The 22,449-nt window shown below is 66.4% G+C and carries 14 protein-coding genes and 3 pseudogenes; 8 read left to right on the forward strand and 9 right to left on the reverse strand.

Going from position 1 to position 22,449, the window contains the following annotated elements:
- Nucleotides 1-93 precede the first annotated feature (93 nt).
- A pseudogene (locus tag E2C06_RS29780) lies at nucleotides 94-1,392 on the forward strand (amidase).
- Here the strand turns inward: E2C06_RS29780 and E2C06_RS29785 are convergent.
- The 4 genes from E2C06_RS29785 to E2C06_RS40460 all read right to left on the reverse strand — a co-directional run bounded on the left by E2C06_RS29785 (nucleotide 1,389) and on the right by E2C06_RS40460 (nucleotide 4,145).
- Nucleotides 1,389-2,111 (reverse strand): cysteine hydrolase family protein, encoded by a 723-nt coding sequence (locus tag E2C06_RS29785; RefSeq protein ID WP_133292217.1) that lies wholly within the window; start codon nucleotides 2,109-2,111, stop codon nucleotides 1,389-1,391. The pseudogene E2C06_RS29780 and the gene E2C06_RS29785 overlap by 4 nt on opposite strands.
- A 27-nt stretch (nucleotides 2,112-2,138) precedes the next feature.
- Nucleotides 2,139-2,591: a DUF3237 domain-containing protein gene (locus E2C06_RS29790; protein ID WP_133292218.1), complete on the reverse strand. Its 453-nt coding sequence runs from the start codon at nucleotides 2,589-2,591 to the stop codon at nucleotides 2,139-2,141.
- 312 nt (nucleotides 2,592-2,903) lie between these two features.
- Complete coding sequence (locus E2C06_RS29795) at nucleotides 2,904-3,743, reverse strand: alpha/beta fold hydrolase (protein WP_133292219.1); 840 nt, start codon at nucleotides 3,741-3,743, stop codon at nucleotides 2,904-2,906.
- Between the two features lie 279 nt (nucleotides 3,744-4,022).
- A complete protein-coding gene (locus E2C06_RS40460) occupies nucleotides 4,023-4,145 on the reverse strand; it encodes a hypothetical protein (RefSeq protein ID WP_277751898.1) in 123 nt (40 codons plus the stop codon).
- 52 nt (nucleotides 4,146-4,197) lie between these two features.
- Here E2C06_RS40460 and E2C06_RS29800 point away from each other — a divergent pair.
- Nucleotides 4,198-4,380: pseudogene (locus E2C06_RS29800) on the forward strand (hypothetical protein); the annotation flags it as partial.
- An 849-nt stretch (nucleotides 4,381-5,229) separates the two neighbouring features.
- Nucleotides 5,230-5,892, forward strand: a pseudogene (locus tag E2C06_RS29805) (IS110 family RNA-guided transposase); the annotation flags it as partial.
- A gap of 382 nt (nucleotides 5,893-6,274) precedes the next feature.
- Here E2C06_RS29805 and E2C06_RS29810 read toward each other — a convergent pair.
- The 3 genes from E2C06_RS29810 to E2C06_RS29820 form a co-directional block, all read right to left on the reverse strand.
- The gene (locus E2C06_RS29810; RefSeq protein WP_206664755.1) at nucleotides 6,275-8,278 is read right to left on the reverse strand and encodes a PAS domain-containing hybrid sensor histidine kinase/response regulator; all 2,004 of its coding nucleotides are present in this window, start codon (nucleotides 8,276-8,278) and stop codon (nucleotides 6,275-6,277) included.
- 1,341 nt (nucleotides 8,279-9,619) lie between these two features.
- Nucleotides 9,620-10,330 carry an IS6 family transposase gene (locus tag E2C06_RS29815; protein ID WP_133292228.1) on the reverse strand — a complete coding sequence of 237 codons (711 nt, stop codon included), beginning with the start codon at nucleotides 10,328-10,330 and terminating at the stop codon, nucleotides 9,620-9,622.
- A 104-nt stretch (nucleotides 10,331-10,434) separates the two neighbouring features.
- The gene (locus E2C06_RS29820; RefSeq protein WP_133292221.1) at nucleotides 10,435-12,420 is read right to left on the reverse strand and encodes an AsmA family protein; all 1,986 of its coding nucleotides are present in this window, start codon (nucleotides 12,418-12,420) and stop codon (nucleotides 10,435-10,437) included.
- Nucleotides 12,421-12,749: 329 nt separating this feature from the next.
- On the opposite strand from E2C06_RS29820, the gene E2C06_RS29825 reads away from it, so the two are divergent.
- The 3 genes from E2C06_RS29825 (at nucleotide 12,750) to E2C06_RS29835 (ending at nucleotide 15,725) form a co-directional block, all read left to right on the forward strand.
- Nucleotides 12,750-13,820 carry an HWE histidine kinase domain-containing protein gene (locus tag E2C06_RS29825; protein ID WP_165982758.1) on the forward strand — a complete coding sequence of 357 codons (1,071 nt, stop codon included), beginning with the start codon at nucleotides 12,750-12,752 and terminating at the stop codon, nucleotides 13,818-13,820.
- A 280-nt stretch (nucleotides 13,821-14,100) separates the two neighbouring features.
- Nucleotides 14,101-14,448 carry a hypothetical protein gene (locus tag E2C06_RS29830; RefSeq protein ID WP_133292223.1) on the forward strand — a complete coding sequence of 116 codons (348 nt, stop codon included), beginning with the start codon at nucleotides 14,101-14,103 and terminating at the stop codon, nucleotides 14,446-14,448.
- Between the two features lie 260 nt (nucleotides 14,449-14,708).
- On the forward strand, nucleotides 14,709-15,725 hold the full coding sequence (locus tag E2C06_RS29835) for a chemotaxis protein CheB (protein WP_133292224.1): 1,017 nt from the start codon (nucleotides 14,709-14,711) through the stop codon (nucleotides 15,723-15,725).
- Nucleotides 15,726-15,761: 36 nt separating this feature from the next.
- Here the strand turns inward: E2C06_RS29835 and E2C06_RS29840 are convergent, their stop codons facing one another.
- Together E2C06_RS29840 and E2C06_RS29845 are read right to left on the reverse strand one after the other, a co-directional pair.
- Complete coding sequence (locus E2C06_RS29840) at nucleotides 15,762-18,011, reverse strand: CheR family methyltransferase (RefSeq protein ID WP_133292225.1); 2,250 nt, start codon at nucleotides 18,009-18,011, stop codon at nucleotides 15,762-15,764.
- Between the two features lie 166 nt (nucleotides 18,012-18,177).
- A complete protein-coding gene (locus E2C06_RS29845; protein ID WP_241671539.1) occupies nucleotides 18,178-19,248 on the reverse strand; it encodes a chemotaxis protein CheB in 1,071 nt (356 codons plus the stop codon).
- A gap of 338 nt (nucleotides 19,249-19,586) precedes the next feature.
- On the opposite strand from E2C06_RS29845, the gene E2C06_RS29850 reads away from it, so the two are divergent.
- Together E2C06_RS29850 and E2C06_RS29855 are read left to right on the forward strand one after the other, a co-directional pair.
- Nucleotides 19,587-21,017, forward strand: coding sequence for a sensor histidine kinase (locus E2C06_RS29850; RefSeq protein ID WP_241671540.1), 1,431 nt, complete (start codon nucleotides 19,587-19,589; stop codon nucleotides 21,015-21,017).
- Nucleotides 21,018-21,377: 360 nt separating this feature from the next.
- Nucleotides 21,378-22,112, forward strand: coding sequence for a Crp/Fnr family transcriptional regulator (locus E2C06_RS29855; RefSeq protein WP_133292226.1), 735 nt, complete (start codon nucleotides 21,378-21,380; stop codon nucleotides 22,110-22,112).
- Nucleotides 22,113-22,449 lie beyond the last annotated feature (337 nt).

Genomic DNA, 22,449 nt, shown 5'->3' on the forward strand with positions numbered 1-22,449 from the left:
CGGGGACCTCTTTGCCGGGCATATCTGGATTGCGATGACCTCCATCATCGCACGCCGGCTCGTCGCTCAAACCCAGGTGCAGTAAGGAGTTTAATCGCGTACAGCTTCTTACACAGCTTCCTTTTGGTAACCGAGGAGCGCGCCATGGCGGACGCGCGCGCCGCAGAGGTACGCATTATGCACGACGGCCCGAAGGGGCCACTCGACGGTATCCCGATCGCGCACAAGGACATCCTCGACACCGCGGGTATCCGCACGACCGCGCACTCCCGCCTGCTGGCCGACAACGTACCGGCCTAGGACGCGACCGTGGTGACGCGCCTCGCTGAGGTCGGCACCGTGCTGCTTGGCAAACTCGCTGCGCACGAGTTCGCCATGGGCGGGCATTCCTTCGACTTGCCTTGGCCACAACCGAACAACCCCTGGGACCCGGAGCGTACCACGGGCGGGTCATCGAGCGGCACCGCTGCGGCGGTCGCGGCCGGATTGGTCCTGGGCGGCACCGGTACGGAGACCGCCGGCTCGATCAATGGCCCCGCAGCGCTCTGCGGGATCAGCGGTGTCAAACCGACCTACGGGCGGGTGAGCCGCACCGGGATCCTGCCGCTGGCCTTCACGCTCGACCACGCCGGGCCGATGGCGTGGACGGCGGAGGACTGCGCCATCCTGTTGCAGGCCATGGCGGGGCACGACCCGTCGGATCCGGCCAGCAGCCAAGAGCCTGTACCGGACTTCCGGGCCGACCTCGACCGGGGTGTACGGGGCCTGCGCGTCGGGGTGGTGCGGCACTTCTTCGAGGCCGACAACCCGGCGAGCGAGGCCACCCGGAAGGGGATCGAGGACGCACTGGCATGGTTCGCACGCGAGGGCGCGGAGATACGCGAGGTGAGGCTCTCGCCGCTCGAGATCTATAGTGCCTGCACCTTCGTGTTCCTGATGGCCGAGGCCTACGCGATCCACGAGCCCTGGCTCACGACCCGGCGGAAGGAATACGGCGAGATCTTCCGCGACCGCACCTCCCTGGGTGGGCTGATCCGCGCCCGGGACTACGTGCAGGCGCTGCGCCGCCGGCGCGAGCTGTGCCGGGAGATAGCCGGGGCAATGGTGGACCTCCACCTGCTGGTCGACACGTCGCAGGCCGGTGAGGCGCCGCTGAGCACCGGCCTGTCGAAGTGGGCCTTCTTCGAACGCCCCGCGCTGACCACCCCAGCCGCCCTGACCGGCTTCCCGTCCATGTCGGTCTGCACCGGCCTCGGTGTAGGTGGGCTGCCGGTCGCACTGCAGCTGATCGCCAAGCCGTTCGGCGAGGCCACACTGCTTCGGGCAGCGCACGCCTACGAGCGGGCACATCTGTGGCGGGACCAGCGCCCGCCCATGGCCGGTAGTACCTAGGCCTGAGCGCCTTTGCCTGCCAAGGCGTTCGAGACACGCTCGGAGCAGGAAAGCCAGCCGAAGGTCCTTTCGATGATCTTCAGCGACTCCTCGTACCCGCTGTACGACGAACCGGATCGCGCGGGTTGGCCTGTGCAATCCACCGGAAGCACGCAGATGTAGTCCCGGAAGGCAGCATCTCGGATGGTCGATTCGATGCATATGCTGGTGGTGCAGCCCGTGACCACGAGGTAGCGGATGCTAAGGGCGCGCAGGCGCGCCTCCAGCTCGGTGTCGTAGAACGCGCTGTATCGTCGTTTGGTGACGATGATGTCGCCGTCCTCGGGGGTGAGCTCGGAGAGGATCTCAGTATTCCAGGTGCCTGCGACGTGGATGCGGCTCGGCCGGCTGTCAGGGGCTGTTACCTCTGCCCCGACGGCCATGCGCTGGCACATGCGCCAGTGGGGGGAGCCCTCGGCACCGATGTCAGAGAGGTCAGGGCGATGCTCCTCCTTGACGTAGATGACCGGCAAGCCGGTGGCGCGGGCGGCTGAGATAACCTTCGCGGTCGGAGCAATTGCCCGTCGGATGACGGAGATGTCGATCCCGGCCCGATCGAACATGCCACCCGCCGCGCCGAAGTCGTTCTGCATGTCTACTACGAGTACGGCTGTCGCGGAGAGATCGACCTCCAGCGGTCCGGGTGTCGCGTCGAGAGTGATTATCCTGCGCTCTGCCATTGTTTTATTCCCCGCGTTGCGCGTGGGTCAGGTCACACGATGGACCCGGTACTCAACGCCGATACCCTCGATGATCCGCCCCTCGCCGACGAATAGCGACTGGTTCAACCACGCGTATCGCGCATTGCCGGTCTCGAAGCGGGGCGTAGTGCGGAAATACTGATCCTCGATCCGCGTCGCCGTTCCATTCTTCAGCGCATCCAGTGTCGCGGGCTTCATCTCGATCAGACCGGGATAGTGAGCGAAGATGAGTGCATCATCGTCTGTCTTGATCTGAGTCCGCACGTCGAGAACGCCCCAACCCGACGGATGAGCAATCAGCCAGTCGCCGCCACCGGGCAGCAGCTTGCCATTCAGTCGCTCGCCCTCAACCTCGCCATCAAAGGCATTGAAAAACATTCGCTCGCCGAGCAATCCGCCCCCAAATGGAAGCGGTGGCTCCAGACGCGCCCGCAGCACGAACTCAAATACCAGCTCCATTGCTTTCTCTGCTCCCTGCCCGGTTTGTTGGCGATCTTGGCCGGTTCGGTCAGCGGGCGCGACGGAAATGTGCGCGGAGCTGCGGGCGGTTGTGGTGCAAGGTTGCGGCGGCTTGGCCCATGGTAAAATGACGCCGCTCTATGCCGTGCTGGCGCGCAACTATTTCTGGCCCCGGGTCATGGGTACGCTGTTCGCGCGACGACCATGATATCTTGCCTGGGTATAGCGGCGGTTGGCGGCTGAATCTTAGCGGATGCCGCCGCCTTGAGCGGCATTCTGCTGCCGGTCACTGCCGGCCTACTTTCGGCACCCCTAGCCAATTCCGGCCAGTAGCCGGGTCACCTCCTCTGGCACGGTGTTTGGGGCGACGTGGCTGGCCTCCAACTCCACCCAGTTCCAGCCCTCCCGGCCGCGTGCCCAGCGCCGGTGCCCCTCGAAGGCTGTGAAGGGTGGCGAGGTGAAGTGCACGTAGGTGCACGGCCGGCCGTTGCCAACAGAGTTGGCGAGCCGCAGCGGGGTCTCGTAGCTGCCGATCGGGTGCGGCGTGAAGCGCCGATGCAGCCACTGGGCGAGCGGTCCCGGGGGAATACCGAGCGCGCCGAGGCCCCCGATCGGCGGCACCGGAACGGCGATCCCGCCGTCGTGCTCTTGCGCCGCCCGTCGGCGGGCGGCGGCGACTTCAGGTAGGCCCACGTCAAAGTAGCTCTGGCCGCCCTGCGCGATTGCGGCATCCAAGTAGACCAAGTGGCGGATGCGTTCTGCCGCTCTGTCGGCCACCCCGGTGATCGGAAAGCCACCGAAGCTATGCCCGACCAGAACGACGTCATGTAGTTCCTCCGCCTCCAGAACCTTCACAAGATCCTCGACGAAGGTGTCGATCGTGATGTCGCGCGAGAGCAGGTGCTGGCGCTCGCCCAGGCCGGTCTGGGTTGGGGTGAAGACGCGGTGGCCCTGCGCACGCAGCCGCTCGGCGACCGGTGCCCACTGCCACCCCCCGCCCCAGGAGCCGTGGACCAGCACATAGGTCTTGCCGCGGCTTTCCGGCAGACCGGGCACCTGTGCAGCGGCCGGTGTGGTGATGAGGGGCAAGGACGAGGCGATAGTAGTGAGGCCAAGCGCGAGTGCGCGCCTCCGGCTCACAATATCTGCCATGATATCCTCCGCCGCCGAGGCGCGTTGTGGGCGGGAGCCTCAGCCGCTCCGATCCCACCCGCCCCTACTCGGCGCCTCCGGCAGTTTGCTGTCAAAGGGAATCCAGTGCTGGCGGCCAGCCCGCATTGTCCAGGGGGCTGGCTCACGCCAGGCATGGTGGTCGCAGCAGTGACCGAGCGTCTGACAGGTTGCCGCTAGGGGGTGAGCCTAGCCCGACCCGCTAGGCGGTGATGCCGCAAACTATTCACTCTCAGGTACTCACGGCGGGGCGATAGCTGATCACCGAGGGCGGCGCTGCCGGTAAACAACGATGGCAGCCATGAGGAGCGGCAGAAAGCCGCCGACCAGCAGGCCGGCTTCCAGCAGGTTGGTCACGACCCAGGCCAAGTGCTCGATGTTCATCGGGTTCTGTTGCGTGCTTGTCCCGTCGGCCCAGGCAGGTACAAACCACAGCATGGCGAGACAGCGGCGAGTCGCCTCGGTGAGGCCGGATCAGTCCTTCAAAGGTCGGCAATTCATCGCTGAGGTCATCCTCTGGGCGGTCCGCTGGTACCTCATGTTCCCGATCAGCTACAGCGATCTCGAGCTCATGCTGGCCGACCGCGGCGTGGAGACCCCACACACCACCATCTTCCGCTGAGTCCAGACCCACGGGTCGGAGATCGAGAAGTGCTGGTCAGCGGCTTCCTGCCGCTTCTTCTGGCCGCCGCCATCGTCTACCGGCAGCGCCGCACTTGATGACGGCCTTCGCCCCACTATTCATGTCGAAAGATCCGCGGCATCCTCTCCGGGCGGGGCGGGCTAGGATCACCCTCCTGGCGGCAACAACCCGGCTGCCTCCCCCGCACCTCGCTCACCCCCGCAACTCGATCAGCGCGTGGAAGCTCGTGGTGCGGACGGCCAGGCAGTTTTCCTGACGGCTAACTCTGTCCCGCACTGTTGCTGGGAAGGCAGCGCATCGAGCCTGTCCGTCCTCCGCTCGACGTCCCGCGGAACACTCACCCTCCTGGCCGGGGGCCTGGCCGGCACTAGGTCGGGAAAGCGCGCGCCGCAAGGCTCGGTAAAGCGACAGCCCTCCCGTCTCGGGCAGTCGGTGACCAGCGCTGCCAACACTTCCGGGAGCCCGGCCGCCGGGCCGTAGCGCTGCACCAGCGAGGCCAAACCGTATCGTCCGGTTCGGTCGCAGTAGCGGCAGTCGATGTAGACCACGGTGCGTGGGTAGTCGCGCAACAGCTCACCGCGCTCACCCAGCTGGCGTTGCTCTAGCCACGGCATGCGGCATCCTCCGAGCAAGTCCACCAAGCCTAGCTTCAGGTGGCGTCCGCTGAGGTCAAATTGCTGGCCGTCAAGCCGGGAATGCTACGTCGCGGGTGCTAGCTCAGTCTTCCAGCATGGTGTGCCAGAGCGAGGGCTGTGATGGGGTGGACGCCTCCCCCGACGGTCGCTGTGCCAGGGTGGCGCCCACCACCCTCAGCAGGAGGCGCCCGTGTCGGAGGCTCACACCATAGGTCTTGATCTGGCAAAGCATGTCTTCCAGGCGCACGGGGCGGACGCTTCGGGCCGGGTCGTCTTCCGCAAGCGACTGCGACGCGAGGGTGTTCTGGAGTTCTTCGCCGGCAAGCCGCCCTGCGTGGTAGCGATGGAAGTCTGCAGCAGCGCCCACCACTGGGCGCGCGCGCTGGCGGAGCTGGGCCATACCGTTCGGCTGATTCCGCCAGCCTACGTGAAGCCGTTCGTGAAGCGACAGAAGAACGATGCGGCTGATGCCGAGGCGATCTGCGAGGCGGCGCAGCGGCCGACCATGCGTTTCGTCGCGCTCAAGAGTGAGGCAGTGCAGGCGAACGCGGTCGTGTTCCGGGCCCGTGATCTGCTGATGCGGCAACGGACGCAGACCATCAACGCGCTGCGCGGGCATCTCGCGGAGTATGGCATGGTGGCAGCGAAAGGGCCCGCGCAGGTGCGCAAGCTAGTTAAGCACCTGGAGGATGCGGGCAGCGGCGTGCCGGAGGCCGCTCGCCAGATGCTGCGCGTGTTGGCCGAGATGTGGAACGTACTCGAAAAGCAGATCGCACTCCTGGACCGCGAGATCTCCCGCCGCGCTCGGGAACAGGAGGACATTCAGCGGTTGACTCCCATACGGGCCCGCGGCTCTGCTCGGCCGCAACAGAGGTGTAAAAGTCGGTACTCGACCTGTCGGACAGTGTCCGATCACTGCACGACGGACGGCCTCGTTCAGTCTGCCTCGGCCGGACGCGCCGCCGTCAAGCCCGGCGCCTCCGGCGCCCCGCTACGCGGCTGCGGGGCTTGACCGCAGCGCGCGGCCGAGAGACCGGCATAGGTGCCGTCGACGGGGTACTGCGCCCTTCGCCGCCAGTCAAAGTTCGGACCCGATCCGGCACTGTCCGAAAAATCGAGTCCTAGCTTTTACAACAGAGGCCGAACAGATGTCCGCACCCGACTACGCGCCCTGCTAGCCTGACGATTTCTCTTGCGCTCCGGGAGGCGTCCACAGATGGGAAAAAACGGCTGGGTCACGCACCGGGACCCCTGTCCGGCTGCCGACCCTGCACTTTCAAAATGGCCGCAACCCGTCGCGCCAAATCAACAAGCGTGAAGGGTTTACCGATCACTTCGAAACCGGATGGTAGCACCGTGCTGCCGATATAGCCGGTGACGAACAGCACAGGCAGCCCGGGCAAGCGCTCGCGTGCCGCCTCCGCCACCTGCCGCCCGTTCATCCCGCCTGGCAGGCCGACGTCGGTCACCAGCAGGTCCGGGCGGACAGAGGCCAGGATCCGCAGCGCCGCAGGGCCGTCCTCCGCCACCAGCACCGCATAGCCGAGCTCGCGTAGCCGATCCGCCGCGGGGCCGCGCACCGCGTCCTCGTCGTCCACCAGCAGCACCGTCCCGCTCATGCGCGCCTGCTGCGATGCAGGCGCCGGTTCCTCTGCCGGGAGAATAGCGGCAATCGCCGAACGGGTGTGGAAGGGCAGCAGCAAGCGGAACGTGGTGCCGCGGCCCGGAGTGCTCTCCACCTGCACCAAGCCGCTCGACTGCCGCGCGAAGCCCCAGACTTGGCTCAGTCCGAGGCCGGTGCCCTGGCCCATCGGTTTGGTGGTGAAGAATGGATCAAACACCCGCGCCAGCACCTCAGGCGGCATGCCCGTCCCGGTGTCCGCGACCATGAGCGCCACGTATCGGCCCGGCGCGGCCTCGCCGCCGGGGATGTCTGCCGCTGCAAGGTCGACATCTTCGGTGCAAAGCGTAAGCCGCCCTCCATCCGGCATGGCGTCGCGGGCGTTGATGCACAGGTTCAGCAGCACGTTTTCCAGCTCGTTGGGATCGCACAACACCGCGCCGCTGCCGTTGCGCAGCCTTAGCTCTAGTGCGATCCCCGGACCGACTGTGCGACGGATCAGGTCGGACATGCCGGTAACCAAACGGTCCGTGTCTACAGGCTTTGGCTCGAGGTGTTGTTGCCGCGCGAAGGCCAGCAGCCTTCGGGTAAGCCCAGCTGCCCGTTCCACCGCATCGCGCGCTACCAAGAAGTATCGCTGAGCCTCGTCGATGCGCCCCGCATCGACGCGCCGTCGCGCCATCTCGACGCCTCCGGCGACGCCCTGGAGCATGTTGTTGAAGTCGTGCGCGATGCCGCCGGTGAGTTGGCCGACAGCCTCCATCTTCTGAGCCTGACGCAGCGTTGCCTCAGCCGCTTGGAGCTCGGCCGTGCGCTCGGCGATCCGTGCCTCTAGTTCTTCGCCAGCTCGTGCCAGCAATGCACGCGCTGCTATCTGATCCTCAATGTCAGTCGAGGTGCCGATCCATTCTCCTCTCGCGCCTCCCCGACCGAGGGGTACACCGCGAGTTTGGAACCAGCGCCAAACGCCGTCGGCAACACGCCACACCCGGTAGTCGGCCTCAAACAGCCCGGTCGTGCCGGCTCGCCGCCAAGCCTCCTCGGCGCCGGCGCGATCATCCGGGTGCACGGCTTCGAGCCAGCCAAGGCCTTGGCTCTCTGCCGCGGACAGCCCGGTGTGGGCAATCCATTGCAGGCTAGCCCATGTCCAATGCCCGCCTACCGCCGAGCGCCAGACGAGTTGCGGGATGCCCTCCAGCAGCGCACGTAGGTTCGTTTCGCTCTCACGCAGCGTCGCATTGGCCGCTTGAAGCTCAGCCGTACGCGCGGCTACTGCCTCATCAAGGCTTTCATTCCGGCGGACGAGGGCGGCGTTGGCGTCACCAAGCGCCTCTGCCGTGACCTGCAGCTCCTCCAGCGCAACCTGCAGCTCCTCGCTTGTGGCGGCCTCTGTGGTGCTTCGAACCATCAGCTTGGCCGCAACTGCTTCGAAATTCCGGCGCACCTCGTCTGCAACCAAGCTGCGCTGCATCAGATATCGCTGCTTCTCCGCGAGCTGGTTGCGCAGGGTTCTGTTCTCGGCCTGTAGCGCGTCGCGCTCACGGGCCAGGGCCGTGGCCTCCTCTCGAGCATCCTCCAGCGCAACCAGAAACTGCTCCCGCTCCTCCTCCTCTCCCATGCAAGCGCTCCACTTCAATGCCGTGCTGATGCGGCATCAAATCGCCAACGCGTCGGCAACAGCACCGATCCAGGCAAGGGATGGTATTCTACCAAGATACAACCCGTAGCGAGAGGAAAGGCCGGCGGCACCACTCACGGATGCTTCGAACCGAACAAAAAGAAACCGCCCGGCGCGGGGGCACCGGGCGGCTCTGCGCCTAGGCGTGTCGATCCGGCTTCCGACCGGGCAAGGGATACGCCCTCGCCATGCGACCGGCTTCGCGCCGGCGGCGCCGCGGAGAAGAGGAGGCCCCCGCGGGTACCTCCAGATCAACGTTCTGCGTACCTAACGGCCTTAGCTACGCACAGCGAGGCGAGACCCGATCACCTGCGGCGGCGCTCGTGGTGAACATTGCCTGCGACCGAGGATGCGCGCGAAGCGTCGGCGCATTCGTTGTGACGCCGACCAAGCCCGGATGGCTTTGGAGGTAGCTGAGGACCTGGGTGGACCATGAGCCCTCCCCACTCGCGCGACCTGGCTGGTGCGCCGGCAAGCTGGCCACCAACTTCCTCGTCACCTCCGTCACGCCCTGAGGTTGTGCCGCTTCGTGCCGGCGCAGCGTCTCGTTCTCCGTGATGAGACTGGGGCAGCGCTGCAGGCAAACAATGGTGGCGGCTATGAGGAGTGACAGGGAGGTCCCTAGTACCAGGCTGACTTCGAGCACTTCGTTCAAATTGGTCACAATCCAAGCTAGGCGTTCGCTGTTCACCTCAGCCCCCCTTTATTGCACTGTATAATGCGCGACCCGTCGCGGGCGGTGTGGATTGTGACCCGGTGAGCGCAGCGACCGGACTAAGCCGCGGCCGGAAACGCGGGCCGGAGTACCCGGCGAGGCGGTTGGGGTGCGGGGCTGGCAGCGTGCCGACTGCCGTTAAGAGAGATGAGGACCCCAGCGCTCCTAGCTTGCCCCGCTCAGGAAAGATCCCGATTCGAACCGACTGTAGCTATGCACGCTGGTGCGAGGGTTGATCACCTCGAGCGGCGCTGGCGATGAAGATTGTCAGCACCCGACCAGGGCGGCCGTGACGATCCCGCCAGCATCGACAGCGCCGTTGGCGAGGCTGATGGCGTGACGCCATCGCCGCCTCGGCAATACCCTGTGCAGATGCCAGCACCGAAGATGACTGAGGCTGATGCCCGCGACCTGCTCCGGCGCTGGCCTGGCGGCGGCGCGATCGAAGACTGGATCGCCGATAGGCGATGGCAGGCGACGCCCGATGGATGGAACGTCACGGACGGGCATTGCCAAGTTGTTCACGTACGCGGCGCGTTTGAACGCGGGTATGGTGGCCCTAGCGTTCACGCCGGCAGCTGGACGCAAGTCTCCTGCCGCCGGACCCGGAACGCCTTGGCGCGGGTGCGGCGGTACTGGTCGGCGGTCATCAGGTGTCGTCGCGGCCTGAAATGGCCGTAGATTATGGCGTGCGATGACAGGAACCGCTGGGCGTGCTCGGGCGACTTGAAGCGCTGCATCTGGCGCTCCCGGCGCCGCGTTGGCCGGTGCGAGTTTTCGGCTCTGTTGTTGAGATAGCGGCTGGTCCGGTGCCGCACGTCGGGCAGGATCTCGCGCCTTGCCGCGCCATAGCTGCGCAGGCCGTCGGTGACGATGCGCTTCGGCTTGTACTTCAGCCCGGCCAGCAGGCGCTTGAAGAAGCGTTTGGCCGCGCTCGCATTCCGCCGGTCCTGGATCAGGATGTCGAGCACGACGCCATGCTGGTCCACCGCGCGCCAGAGGTAGTGCAGCACGCCGTTGATACGCAGGAACACCTCATCAAGGTGCCAGGTATCGCCCGGCTTCGGCCTGCGACGGCGCAGCTTGCGGGCGAAGTCGGCCCCGAACCGCAAGCCCCACTGCCGTATGCTCTCGTGCGTCACGGTGATGCCCCGCTCGGCCAGGATCAGCTCGACGTCGCGCAGGCTCAGGCTGAAGACGTGATACAGCCAAACGGCGTGGCTGATGATCTCGGCCGGAAAGCGAAAGCCGGGGTAGATTGCGCGGTCGGGTGGCATCCCGCCAGCTTCGCCCAGCCACGCCGTTCCGGCCAGAGGCCGCCAACTTGGCAATGCCCCTCGCCGCGCCAGGCGCTGCGCGACCTCGGCTACGGGCGACAGTTCTAGCGCTGCCTGGCGCCTTCTGGCGCCAGCTGCTGCTGGCGCCGCCGCTCGCCCGCCGCTTGCAGCGCTTCGCATTGGTTGTTTTCGCTCACCCCGAGTTGGATCGTCGGCAGCAAGGCTAACGGCGGGAACAACAGGCCGAGCCCCACGGCCGCACCCGCCCGCGCCGCCGCCTCCCCCAGCTCCGGTTGTATGGCCGGGCTCTTCAGGGTCCCCCCGATCCGGATCGGCGTCGGCAAGGCCGCGATGGTCGGCCGCTTGGCCTCCGTGCGCAGCCGGAGGTCGAGTTGCTCGCGCCCGAAGTCGAGCGTGCCGCCGCCCATCACGATGTGGGCCTCGGTGTCGAGCAGCAGAGTGCGGCTCCGGAGCGTGCCGCGTTGCAGGGCGAAGTCCCCGATCAGGCACTCGATCCCCTCGCGGGCGGGAATGCCGAGCGCGGACAGGAGGGCATTGCCGAACTGCAGGCCGGACAGGTCCACCAGGAATGAGCTGATGTTGCCTCCCACTGTGACCACCGTGGCCTCGCCGTTGCCGCGCCCGAGGATCTCGGACAGGGACCTGCCGCTGCCCTCTACGCGGGCGACCCCGCCCAGGGTGCCGGCCCCGCCCGCCCCCGCGGCGCCGAGCAGGCGTGACAGGTCAGCCCGGCGCAGCTCTACGTCGATCTTGGCGCGCAAGCCGTCACCTTCCTGGGGCGTCAGCGTGCCGGCAACAGTCAACCGTCCCTGCCCGATGCCGAAGGACACTGGATGGAGGGTCACGATGCCATCCACGATGTCGGTCTGCGCGCTCAGGCTGTCGAAGGGGATCCCCTGCCCTTTGATGCGCTCTGCCCGGTAGCGGAGGTGCACGTTTGCCGCGGTCAGACGCGGCATGTTGACAGGGGTAGTTGGAAGCAGCTTCGAGCTCGCCTCCGCGCGGGCCTGGGCAGCGCGCTGTTGTGGCGTCTGCCCCGGCGTGTCGGCGTGCCCGGGCTCGGCGCCGATGAGGCCGCCGAGATCCGCGAGGTCCACGCTGCGCGAGCGCAGGTCGGCGGTGACATCCGGTCGGCTGCCAGCGGTGGAGACGGTGAGGCTGCCGCCGATGTCGCTGCGCCCAACGTTCCCCTCCGCGTCGATCAGCCGCACCCGGCCTTCCGCGTAGTCCGCCTTGCCTTCGAGCCTGAACGGCGGGGTCTTCGGAAAGGGCACGCCGGTGAGCGGCACCAGGTCCGCCATGTCCTTTCCAGCGAACTCCACTCGCAGGTCGGCGCCGCGCAACTTCAGCGGCTCGCGCAGCGTACCCTTCAGGGCGAATGTGGTATCTCCATTGCGCAGGCGCAGGTCGACCGGCCAGGGCTCCTTTTCGTCGCGGAGGTTCAGGATGGCCCCGCCGGTCATCTGTGCCTCGATCGGCTGGCCGGCGTAGGTGCCGTGCGCTTCGGCGACCAAGGCGGGCTCCTGGCCATCCCGGTCCTGCGTCTTTACGTCCACCTCGAAGTCCGAGCGCAGCCACGCGATAGCGACCCGTGCCTTGCCGTCCTTGATGCGGAGCGCGCCGATGCGCGGCCCGGCTGCCTTGCTCGCTTGGACACCCTCGCCCGCGGGCGCGGCAAAGTCGAATTCGTAGTTGCGGCTGCCGTCGTCGCGGCCGATCATATTGACCACCGGCCGGTCCAGCTCGACGGACGGTATCACCACCTCGCGCGAACGCAGGAAGGCGCCGACGTCCACCTGCGCCGTGGCGCGCCCGACTTCCGCGAAAGGCGGGTCGTCTGGAAAGCCGGACGGGTTGCCGACGCGCAGCCCCTCCACAGTCACGGTGGACACTCGGCCCAGCTTTACGTGGAGGTGTTCAATGCGCACCGGGCGCCCGACAGCGGCGCTCGCCCTGGCTTCGGCCAAGGGGATGAACCAGTCCCATGACCAGAACGCGACCAGCAATGCCACCACCAGCAGCGGCGTGCCTAACCACAGCAGCCAGCGATTTGACCGGTAACCGGCCATTGTCCCTTCCTGGGGCGTGACGCCCGCAATATCATTGCAAAACTAAAACGAGACCGCGGCCTGGTGGTTCGCCCCGCTTCATCCAAGCGGATATTCCCAGGATGATTACTGACTTCGCCCGCTAGGAGCGACGGTACGTTTCGACTGGACGCTGACTTGGGGTCCAGGTCCAACGCCGATTGACGATCCACAACCGGTCCCGTCCCATCACGTGACAGTGCCAGCCCACGATGCTGACAGCACCCAGAAACTCGGGAGGCCTTGCCGGGTTCGGTTGCCGACGGGTCCTGCCGCAGCGCGCACAGAGCTACGACCCGGACAGGGCTCGCATGACGGATAAGGTCGGAGACGACGACGGGCCTGAAGGCAGCGAATCTTCCCAGGTTATGAAGGGGTGGGGAGACAAGCACGAACTCGCGCTTTTGCGCTCGGTCGTTGAGGTCATTGGCGAGGCCATCATCGTCACAGGTCCTGATCTCGATCGATCGGGACCGTTGATCGAGTACGTCAATCCCGGTTTCGAGCGTATGACCGGTTACGCCGTGCATGAAGCCGTGGGACGGTCTCCCCGCTTTCTGCAGGGACCAAACACGGACCGCGCCGTGCTAGACCGCCTTCGTATGGCCCTCCGTGCGGGCCAGAGCTTCCAAGGCGAAACCATCAACTACCGCAAGGATGGCACCGAGTACCCGGTCGAGTGGCTCATAACTCCCGTTCTCGATGGCGGGCGCATCGTGCATTGGATCGCAGCGCAGCGCGACGTCACGGAGCGCAGGCGTGCCGAGGAGCGCCAGGTGCGGATGCTCAATGAGCTCAATCACCGGGTCAACAACTCGCTCTCTGCGGTGCAGTCGGTCGCTGCCCAGACATTCCGAGACGGGCAGAGAAGTGTCGCAGAGATCCGGGACGCTTTCGGGGACCGGTTGCTCGCTCTATCCCGAGTGAACATCCTTCTCGCGCGCGGGTATTGGGAGGGCGCAGCGCTCCAGGAACTCGCCGAAGGGCAGTTGATGTTCCGTCGTGGCAGCATTGCTGGCCGCATCGACATTGCCGGTCCAGAGGTACGGCTTCGGTCCGGTGCTGCGCTGGTCCTGGGGATGGCTCTGCATGAGCTAGCGACAAACGCAGCCAGGCACGGTGCCCTGTCTTCGCCCGGCGGTCGTGTCCAGCTTCGCTGGTCGGTCGAGTTGGAGGATGGAATCCGATGGCTGCGGCTCCGGTGGCTCGAGGAGGGCGGGCCGTTGGTGCCTTCGGCGCCGCGCCTTGGCTTCGGTTCGCGGTTGGTCGAGCGCGGCTTGGCCCATGGAATAAATGGCAGGGCGCGTTTGTTGTTCGATCGCGCGGGCCTGCGCTGTGACGTGGACGCCCCATTGGATGGCCTTCTAAACGCGATGCACTAACAGTTGCCGGGTCAGCGAGAAGCCCACAGCACCAGTGCGGGACGTGGATGGGGCCGAGCCGGTCGGCGACACGGGGTGGAGGGCGCAAGACCGGCTGAACCTTCGCTACCGCAAGGGCGGGCGTTCCTCGCCTGCGGCGTGACCGAACGCGCAAGGGTTAAGATGGCCTAACGGCGCAGGCGTAGATGGCGCCGACGCAGAGTTTCCCTATGATGGGATGTCAGCCATCTACGCCCTCGGTCGGAAAGCCGTCTGGCGTTGCTGTTCTCCGCATTGCCTCGTGGACCTGTCGCTGTTCGTCAGCGGCGCCGCGCTGTTCTGCATCCCTGGCCCGCAACTGCTCGGTCAGCTGCCGCACCTCCTCGGCCAGCTTGCGCGTTTCCTCGCGTGCGGCGACAGCCTCGGCTGCCGCTGCCCTGGCTATCTCGGCGGCGGTGCGAGCCTCCTCGGCCGTGGCGCGCAGCTCCTCATTGATCTGGCGCTGATCTTCGGCGATGGCCCGCTCGGCTTCCGCGCCGGCCTGCCTCGTCGCCGCTACCTCCCGGCGCTCCTCGGCCGCCTCGCGTTGCTCCTCGCTCTGGCGTCGCCGGTCCTCACCTCGGCATCGCCATTCCTCGGCGTCCTCTGACGCGGCCCGCCGCTTGTCGCCATTTGCCCAATCCGACATGGCCCGCTGTCCTCGCCTCGCAACACGGTCTCGTTACGTGGTGCCTAGCCACATAAAGCTCGGTTTTCCCTCAAAGGATCCAAGTATGAACGCCCGGCAGGTGGTAAGCTGTACTTCTACCGGCTAACCAAGGCTACCGAGGCATCTTTAGCTTTTCGGCATCCGTTCCGATGGCACATGATAGCGCTTGGGCCACGCCCATCCAGAGCGCTGAGGCAAGTATGGCTAAGCCAGGACACGACGTCATCGCCATAGGAGCTTCGGCCGGGGGCGTGGAGGCGCTACAACGACTCTGCGCCGGGCTGACCACTGATCTGCCGGCGGCGGTATTGATCGTGCAGCATGTGGCTCCTTCTGCTCGGAGTGTTCTACCAGACCTACTCGGTCGCTGTGGACCCCTGCCCGCGGCTCACGCAGTGGACGGGGAGCCGTTCCGCCGGGGCCGGATCTATGTTGCACCGCCCGACCGCCATCTGCTGGTGGCGGCAAACGGGCAGGATCTCCTGCTCCGGCGGGGTCCCTACGAGAACCGGACCCGCCCCGCAGCGGACGCGCTGTTCCGCTCGGCGGCCGTGGCCTGTGGTCCCCGCGTGGTGGGAGTGGTGCTGAGCGGCACGCTTGATGACGGCACTGCCGGGTTGGTCGCCATCAAACGATGCGGCGGGATCAGCGTGGTGCAAAACCCGGGCGACGCACTCTGGCCGGACATGCCACGCAATGCCCTGCTGGGAGACAGCCCGGATCACAGCGTCGCGCTGGCAGACATGGCGGTTCTGCTCGGCCAGCTGGCACGGCGCCCGGCCGGTGAGGCTATAACCGTCCCCTCCGAAATGCGCGCTGAGGTGCGGATTGCCGAGCAGGAGTTGGCGGCCATGGTTGAGGAAATCGGCACCGTAGGCACACCCTCGCCGCTCGGCTGTCCCGATTGCGGCGGCGTGCTAAATGAGATCCGGGACGGCAAGGTCCCCCGCTTTCGCTGTCAGATCGGCCATGCCTTTGCGCCGGAGTCGCTGGCCGCGGCCCAGGCCGAAGCACTGGAGCATGCGTTGGCCGTCGCGGTGCGCACCCACCGGGATCGCACGGTGCTGTTCCGACGCATGGAGGCGAGTGCCCGAGAACGCGGCTTGCAGCACGCTGCCGCCCGCTGGCAGCATGCGGCCGAAGAAGCCGAGCAAGCCGCCGCCCTGATCAGCGGCGCGATCGAGAAGCTGCGCGCCACCCCGGGGTCCGACGCATAGTGGCTTCCCCGCCCGAGGGAGCTGGGCCACGGTTCCTCAGCCGACGGCGGTCAGACATCGACGCTCGGAAGTGTCGTGCACGATGGCGAGCAAGATCGGCGGCTGCTCGTCGACGATGTGCTGTAGGCAAATCTCCGCCGGATACTCACGCCCGGTCGCGGCACGTAATACGGTCTCGAACACCACCTCCCGACGCTCGCCTGTCAGCAATGGCGCCACCAAGGCGCGCACTGCCTCGGGTCGCACGCCTGGCATGAGGTCGGTGATCGGCATTCGCCGAAGCTCTGCGAGAGGGTAGCCGAGCTTCTCCTCGGCGCCACGATTGACCAGGGTGAAGCACAGCGTCTCTGGATCGAGGAAGTAGACCTCGTTCAGCGACTGCCCAATGACGCGGCCGAGGTGGCGGAGGTGATCCTCGTTGCGCGCCGCCTCGGTTACGTCCTCCATGACCAGCACCACTCCCTCTGGGGCCCTGGCCTCGCGCAGCAGCGGCAGGATGCGGGCACGAACGCGAACCCGACGGCCACGGCGGTCCACCGCCTCCAACTCCGGCGCCGTCTGCGGTGTCTCGGCAGCGAGAATGCGGTGCAGATCGGCGCGCAGCCGTTGCACCGGAAAGCCAATGTCGAGGAGGAGGAATTCCTCCCCGACCGCCTCCTCAGCTCTTAACCCCCAAGCGTTCTCGCACCAGCGGTTCCAAGAGCGAACCCTGAGGTCCCGGTCCAACACCACGACCCCCAGGTCCATGCTGCGCAGCACTGCCTCGGCGTGGTGGCGGAACTCGATGGCCACCTCAGACTGGCGCCGCAGCTCGTCGTTGGCTGCTTCCAGCTCGTCATTGGCGGAGCGGAGTTCCTCATTGGAAGTTTCCAACTCCTCGTTGGTGCTTTGCAGCTCCTCGTTGGTGGTCTCCAGCTCCTCGCGGGTGGACTGGAGCTCCTCATTGGTGGTCTCGAGCTCCTCATTCGAGGACTGGAGCTCCTCGACGTGGGTCTCAAGACCCTCCTGCACGGCCTGCAGCTCCTGGCCGAGCTGATGGGCACGGGTGGTATCGGTAAAGGCGAGCAGGGTCGCGAACGGCTGCCCGTCGGGGCCGAAAAGCGGCGTCACCTCGATGGTGAAGCGGACCGGGTCAGCTGGTAACCGGAGGAACTCCTGGTGTTCCAGCCGCACGGCGCGGCCCAGGCGCTGCGCCTCCTCGATGCGGCCACGCAGCTCCACAGGCCGGTAGGAGATCGGCAGGTCCTGAAACAGCCGGCCGAGATCGGCCTCGCCCAGCCCCAAAAGCCGCTTGGCTGCAGGGTTGGCGAAGGTCAAATGACCGTCCAGACCTACTGCGAGGTAAGCCACAGCGGTGCCGTCGACGATGGCTTCCTGCAGCCTGGCCTGGGGCGACAACGCTTGCTCGGCGTCGGAACCGCGGGTGAAAGCGAGGCTGCCGCCGGGGGTGCGGTGCCGGCCCTCCGTGACCTTGCGGAAGACGCGGTGCTTCACGTCCACCGGCTCGAACAGCCTAGAGCGGGCGAGTTGGGTTTCGGCCTTGCCGAGGCAGAGATAGCCGCCCTCGCGGAGTGCGTAGTGCAGCCGCGGCAGCACTGCCTCCTGTGTGGCGGCCTCCAGGTAAATCATCAGATTGCGGCAAAGGATTAGGTCGACATGACTGATCGGCGCATCGTGGATGATGTTGTGACGGCCAAAGATCACGCACCGCCGCAGGTCCCGCTGCAGGGTGTATCGATCGTTGTTCCTCTCGAAGTAACGCTCCAGCAGCTCGGGTGCTACGCCCTCCACCTCGGTGTCAGTGTAGATGGCGTGACGCGCGCTCTGCAGCGCCGCTTCGTCGAGATCCGTGGCGTAGATCTTTACGGCGCGACAAAATGCTTCGGCGCCGCCCATAGCTTCGGCGAAGAGCATGGCCAGGCTGTAGGGTTCCTGGCCGGTGGCGCAGCCGGCACTCCAGATGCGGATGCCTCTGCCACCCTCTCGGTGTCGCGCGACGATGCGCGGCACCACCTCCCGCCGCAGCACCTCCCAAGCCTCCCGGTCGCGAAAGAAGGAGGAGACGTTGATCAGCACCGTGTCGAGCATGGCAGCGAACTCCTCCGGGTTCGCCTCCAGCAGGGCGTGGTAGGCCGCGAAGCCCTCGGCGCCCACCGCCTCCATCCGCTTGGTGATGCGCCGGTGCAGGCTGGCCCGCTTGTAGCCGCGGAAGTCTACTCCGCGGTGCTCCTGAACGAAGCGGAGCAGGGTCTCGAAGTCGGGGTCCGGGCCTTCAGTGCCGGTCATTGTCTATCCACGCCATGCTGCACCGTCGCATAGCAGGCCCGGCGGTGTGCACCAGGGAATGCCGGGAAAACACCCGGTGGCAGCCCTCCGTCCGGCCCCACGGCGCGTGCGGAGCCGGCGGAGGTAAAGGCGAGCCCATTCTTGAGGCGCTACCGGACACAGCAGGTCAGCCCACACCCGGTGTGCCGGCTAAGCCACCTTCGTCCTCGTCATCGATGGGCCGCTCCCACCCTTGCTCGATGAATGTTCGCATTACCTTCGCTCGCTGCTCCGCCTCTCTGACCGCCGCGTCCCAGCGCCCGGCAGACAGCACCTGCCCGCGGCCACGCGCCGCCTCGGCAAGGCGCCGGCACAGCTCGGTCCGCTCGTTCAGCACCCGAAGTGCCACCTCCAGCGCTTGCTCCATTTGCTCGAACTGTGCCTCGCCCATGTCAGGGGCCGCGAAGCGGTGGCCGGTGTGGCACTCGAAGTAGGGTAGGCTGTCCACCGAGGACTGCTCGACAGCCCCGCCGCAAGTCGGGCAGGTCAGGGCGGTGGGCCGTTTCAGCGTGTGCTCACCTTCCATCGGTGTATTCCCCTCCCGTTGCGGCGCGGGAACCGCGCTCGTGCTTCTGAGGTCTACCGGCATTACGGACCGCGCGGTGTCGCACAGGCGTATCAGTAAGTCTGCGATGCCAGTCACTGGCAGGCGGTAGCGCACCGAAACGTGCCGCAGGGCGCTGAGCGGCATACTCGGGTACGCCGCTTCATTCGGCTCCTGCACCACCGTGATACCGCCACAGCGCGCGATTTCAGCCAAGCCGGCGGTGCCGTCGGCGAGCGCGCCTGAGAGCACCACGCCCGCCACCCGCGGGCCAAAGGCGGAAGCGGCCGAGCGGAACAATGGATCGACGGCAGGGCGGGTGCGGTTCTCGGCGGGGCCGCGGGATAGAGACAGGCACACGCCGTCTGGTGCGATCAGCAGGTGGCGATCAGGGGGCGCGACATGGATCCTTCCCGGTCGGATCGGCTCGCCATCGACAGCCCAGGCGGCGGGTAGCCGCCCCGCCCGGGTAAGGATTTCGGGGAGCGCGCTGCGCCGAGTGCCGATGTGCAACACGACAAGCAGGGCGGCACCGAACTTATGCGGCAGTTGGGCGACAAGCGCCTGCAGCGCCTCGACCCCACCTGCGGAGGCGCCGATTACCACGGCCGTCGGTCGGTTCCCGTCCTGGCTCATGCGATGCGAACGGTTCATCACAGCTGCACGCCATGGTTCACACGGAAACTTGAGACTGGGGGGGAGCCACTGGCGTGCGCTGGCACGCACACAAGCGATCCCGCTAGGCCGATCGTGCCGGCCTGGGATGCGGTTTGTATTTCCCATTCATCGAACGGTTGAAGCCTTGGAAGCGACCGCATGGGCAGGCTTGTTACCCCGCACCACAGCGCTGGGCTACGTCCGGCCGGTACACCGGTCTTCCAATCCGGAGCCGCGGATAGAATAGAAGCACGCAACTGTGAGGCATTCAACGCTTCGGTGAGAGCCTTATGCCTGGGACGTCGCTTGGGTACCATTGCCCGGGAGCACACGCCATGCCGCAGGATCCTGGTTTGCCCGCCGGCCAAGCCCAAAGGCGCGGCGGCGATCTCCGCGATGACGAACTCGAACAGGCCACTGTCGCGGCCGAGGATGCGCGCGAAGAGACGGCGGTTCTCACCCTTGAGCGCGACGCGGTCGTCGCCGAGCTCCGGGCCATGCGGGCAGTGCTGGCTGAAGAGCGGGCCCGACATACGCGCAGGGATGCAGTTGCCAACGTGGTGCGGCAACGGTTCGAAGCCGCCGTTTCAGAGCTGTCGAAACGGCGCCTGGGTTCGCAAGTCGCGGAAGAAGAGTTGCGGGTCGCGCTTGAAGAGTTGCAGGTCACCGGCGAGCAACTAGCCGAGGCCAACGTTGCACTCGCTCAAGCCAACGAGCGGCTCGAGCAGGAAGTAGCGGAGCGGACAGCCGAGCTGGCGGCGACCAATGCGGCGCTGCGTGGGAGTGAGCGCCGCTTGCGCATGATCATCGAAAGCGCGACCGACTATGCGATCTTCACCATCGACCAGGAAGGCCGGGTGACCAGCTGGAATCCCGGCGCCGAGCAACTGTTTGGGCAGTCGGAAGCCGAGGTCCTCGGCCGCACCACCGACACTATGTTCATCCCTGACGACCGCGCCGCCGGGCTGCCCGAGCTCGAGATGCGCCAGGCTGGCGCGCACGGCCGCGCCGAAGACGACCGGTGGCACGTACGGGCGGACGGCACCCGGTTCTTTGTCAATGGCGCCATGATGCCGCTCCGCGACGAGGAAGGACAGCTGCAGGGTTTCTTGAAGATCCTCCGCGACCGTACCGCGCCGCGTGCCGAGGAGGAGCGGCGCAGAGTGCAGCTCGAGGAGATGACCCACCGGATCAAGAACACGCTCACTGTGGTCCAGACGGTCGCCGTGCAGACGCAGCGCCATGCCGCGACGCCGGACGCCTTCCGCCGGACATTCGGGGCGCGGCTCGCGGCGCTCGCCCGATCCCACGACCTGCTGATGCGGGGTGGCTGGGAGGGAGCCTCGTTACGCGAGATCGTCGAGCGAACCATGGACCCATACATTGCTGGAAATGAGGCGGAGCGGGTCACTATAGACGGCTTACCTCTCCTGCTGACGCCTGCTGCCGCCCTGTCCCTCAACCTCGCCTTTCATGAGCTTGCGACCAACGCGACCAAGTACGGGGCGCTCTCCGGCTCAGAAGGCGAAGTGGAGATCCGCTGGACCGTCGACCGGACCGACCACAATGCGGCCGTGGTCGACATCACCTGGCGCGAGCGCGGCGGACCCCCGGTGCATCCGCCTGAAAGCCGCGGCTTTGGCTCGCGCCTGGTCGAGCAGGCCTTGGCCCAGGAGTTCGGCGCCGAGGTCCGGCTCGACTTCGCGCGCGAAGGTGTCGCATGCCGCATCCGCCTGCCGTTCACCGTCGGCGTTGTCGCCCAGTGATAAACAACACCTGGGCTGATCGGGGGCTGACCGGCGAGGTAACCCACTGTCCACCACAGGCCAGGGCAACATCCCAGCGGTCAAGAGCAAGGCACCATCGGCCCACAGACGCCTGGCCAGCCCTGCAGCTCGCCGCTGAAGTTTGGGTGTTAGGCGGAGCTTTCTGGCCGTTGAACTAGGGCTTTTTCGCGCCTTTTGGCATTTGAAGCTGCGCATATCACCAATTGACCCAGACGCGCACCGCGCTTTTTTTGAATAAACGTCTTTCAGGAAAACCAGGCTTCCGCCCCGGCTGGGTTGCCGGTCACGGCACGCCCTGATTTGCTGCGAGAAGGGCCACAGCAAGAGGGCGTCGGGACGATGGTCATTATGTTCTCGCGGTCCGCGCCGGATGCCAGCAGCAACCGCTTCCTGGCGGCCTTGAGCCGTACAGAGAGAGCTCTCGTCCAAGGCGTGGCTGAGCCGGTCGAATTGCTCGCAGGCGCGACGTTGTTCGCCCCTGGCGATGAAGTCAGGTACGTTATTTTCCCAGCCGCTGGTCTGGTGTCGCTCATCATCGACATCGCCGGCGAAAATAGCGTTGAGGTGGGCCTTGTCGGGCGCGAGGGTGTGGTCGGGCTGCACGCGTTGCTCGGCGACACCGTGACCAGTGTTCGTGCCGTGGTCCAGGTGCACGGCCATGGGCATCGCGTCGAAGCCGCTCCACTCTCCCGATGGGCCCGCAACAGCCACAACCTGCACGGTGTGCTGACGCGCTGTGCGTGCGCCGCACTGCTCCAGGCTAGCTGCGCTGCGGCTTGCAACGCCGCCCACCCTTTGGAGCAGCGTACCGCTCGCTGGCTGCTCTCGGCAGCCGACCGGGTCGGGTCAGGCGTCCCGATTACCCAGGAGGTCTTGGCAGCGATGCTAGGTGCTCGCCGTCCCACTCTGAACCAGGTGCTGGTCGGTTTGCGTCAGGCGGGATTGATCCGTCACACGCGTGGCCATATCGCCGTAGCCGACCAGGCTCGATTGGAAGCGGCATCTTGTTCTTGCTACTGGATGGCACGTCGAGGACAGGAGCGGCTGTTTCCGGGTTCATTCGGCAAGGCTTGAGTACCCTCTGCGACTTCGTGCGAGGTAACGCTTTGGGTTCTCGCCCACCACGGCCGCTAGGGCTCCTAGCGGCATCACGCTTAAACTCTGAACCTGAAATGAGCTCGCGTGGCAGGGCTGTCTATTACTCCTACAGTCCGCGCGCTACGCGCCGGGCTCCTGACGCTCGCCCAAGATGTCGCATCCAGGAGTGCTTCGGCATGCCGCGCCAAAATACGGAACTTAACCCGGATTATGCGCGAGGGCTGACGGGCATGGCGCAAGCGGTTGTGCGGACGTAGAATTTGGCTGCGACACTCAAATCCAGCCGCGTCCGGAGGCCATGCCCGTCACGGTT

The sequence above is a fragment of the Dankookia rubra genome, assembly GCF_004355005.1.
GTDB classification, from domain to species: Bacteria; Pseudomonadota; Alphaproteobacteria; order Acetobacterales; family Acetobacteraceae; genus Paracraurococcus; species Paracraurococcus ruber_A.

What these genes read in the sequence shown, in the direction of transcription:
- E2C06_RS29785 (WP_133292217.1), bottom strand. Translation starts at nt 2,111, where the DNA reads ATGGCAGAGCGCAGGATAATCACTCTCGACGCGACACCCGGACCGCTG.
- E2C06_RS29790 (WP_133292218.1), bottom strand. Translation starts at nt 2,591, where the DNA reads ATGGAGCTGGTATTTGAGTTCGTGCTGCGGGCGCGTCTGGAGCCACCG.
- E2C06_RS29795 (WP_133292219.1), bottom strand. Translation starts at nt 3,743, where the DNA reads ATGGCAGATATTGTGAGCCGGAGGCGCGCACTCGCGCTTGGCCTCACT.
- E2C06_RS40460 (WP_277751898.1), bottom strand. Translation starts at nt 4,145, where the DNA reads ATGAACATCGAGCACTTGGCCTGGGTCGTGACCAACCTGCTGGAAGCC.
- E2C06_RS29810 (WP_206664755.1), bottom strand. Translation starts at nt 8,278, where the DNA reads ATGGGAGAGGAGGAGGAGCGGGAGCAGTTTCTGGTTGCGCTGGAGGAT.
- E2C06_RS29815 (WP_133292228.1), bottom strand. Translation starts at nt 10,330, where the DNA reads ATGCCACCCGACCGCGCAATCTACCCCGGCTTTCGCTTTCCGGCCGAG.
- E2C06_RS29820 (WP_133292221.1), bottom strand. Translation starts at nt 12,420, where the DNA reads ATGGCCGGTTACCGGTCAAATCGCTGGCTGCTGTGGTTAGGCACGCCG.
- E2C06_RS29825 (WP_165982758.1), top strand. Translation starts at nt 12,750, where the DNA reads ATGACGGATAAGGTCGGAGACGACGACGGGCCTGAAGGCAGCGAATCT.
- E2C06_RS29835 (WP_133292224.1), top strand. Translation starts at nt 14,709, where the DNA reads ATGGCTAAGCCAGGACACGACGTCATCGCCATAGGAGCTTCGGCCGGG.
- E2C06_RS29840 (WP_133292225.1), bottom strand. Translation starts at nt 18,011, where the DNA reads ATGACCGGCACTGAAGGCCCGGACCCCGACTTCGAGACCCTGCTCCGC.
- E2C06_RS29845 (WP_241671539.1), bottom strand. Translation starts at nt 19,248, where the DNA reads ATGAACCGTTCGCATCGCATGAGCCAGGACGGGAACCGACCGACGGCC.
- E2C06_RS29850 (WP_241671540.1), top strand. Translation starts at nt 19,587, where the DNA reads ATGCCGCAGGATCCTGGTTTGCCCGCCGGCCAAGCCCAAAGGCGCGGC.
- E2C06_RS29855 (WP_133292226.1), top strand. Translation starts at nt 21,378, where the DNA reads ATGGTCATTATGTTCTCGCGGTCCGCGCCGGATGCCAGCAGCAACCGC.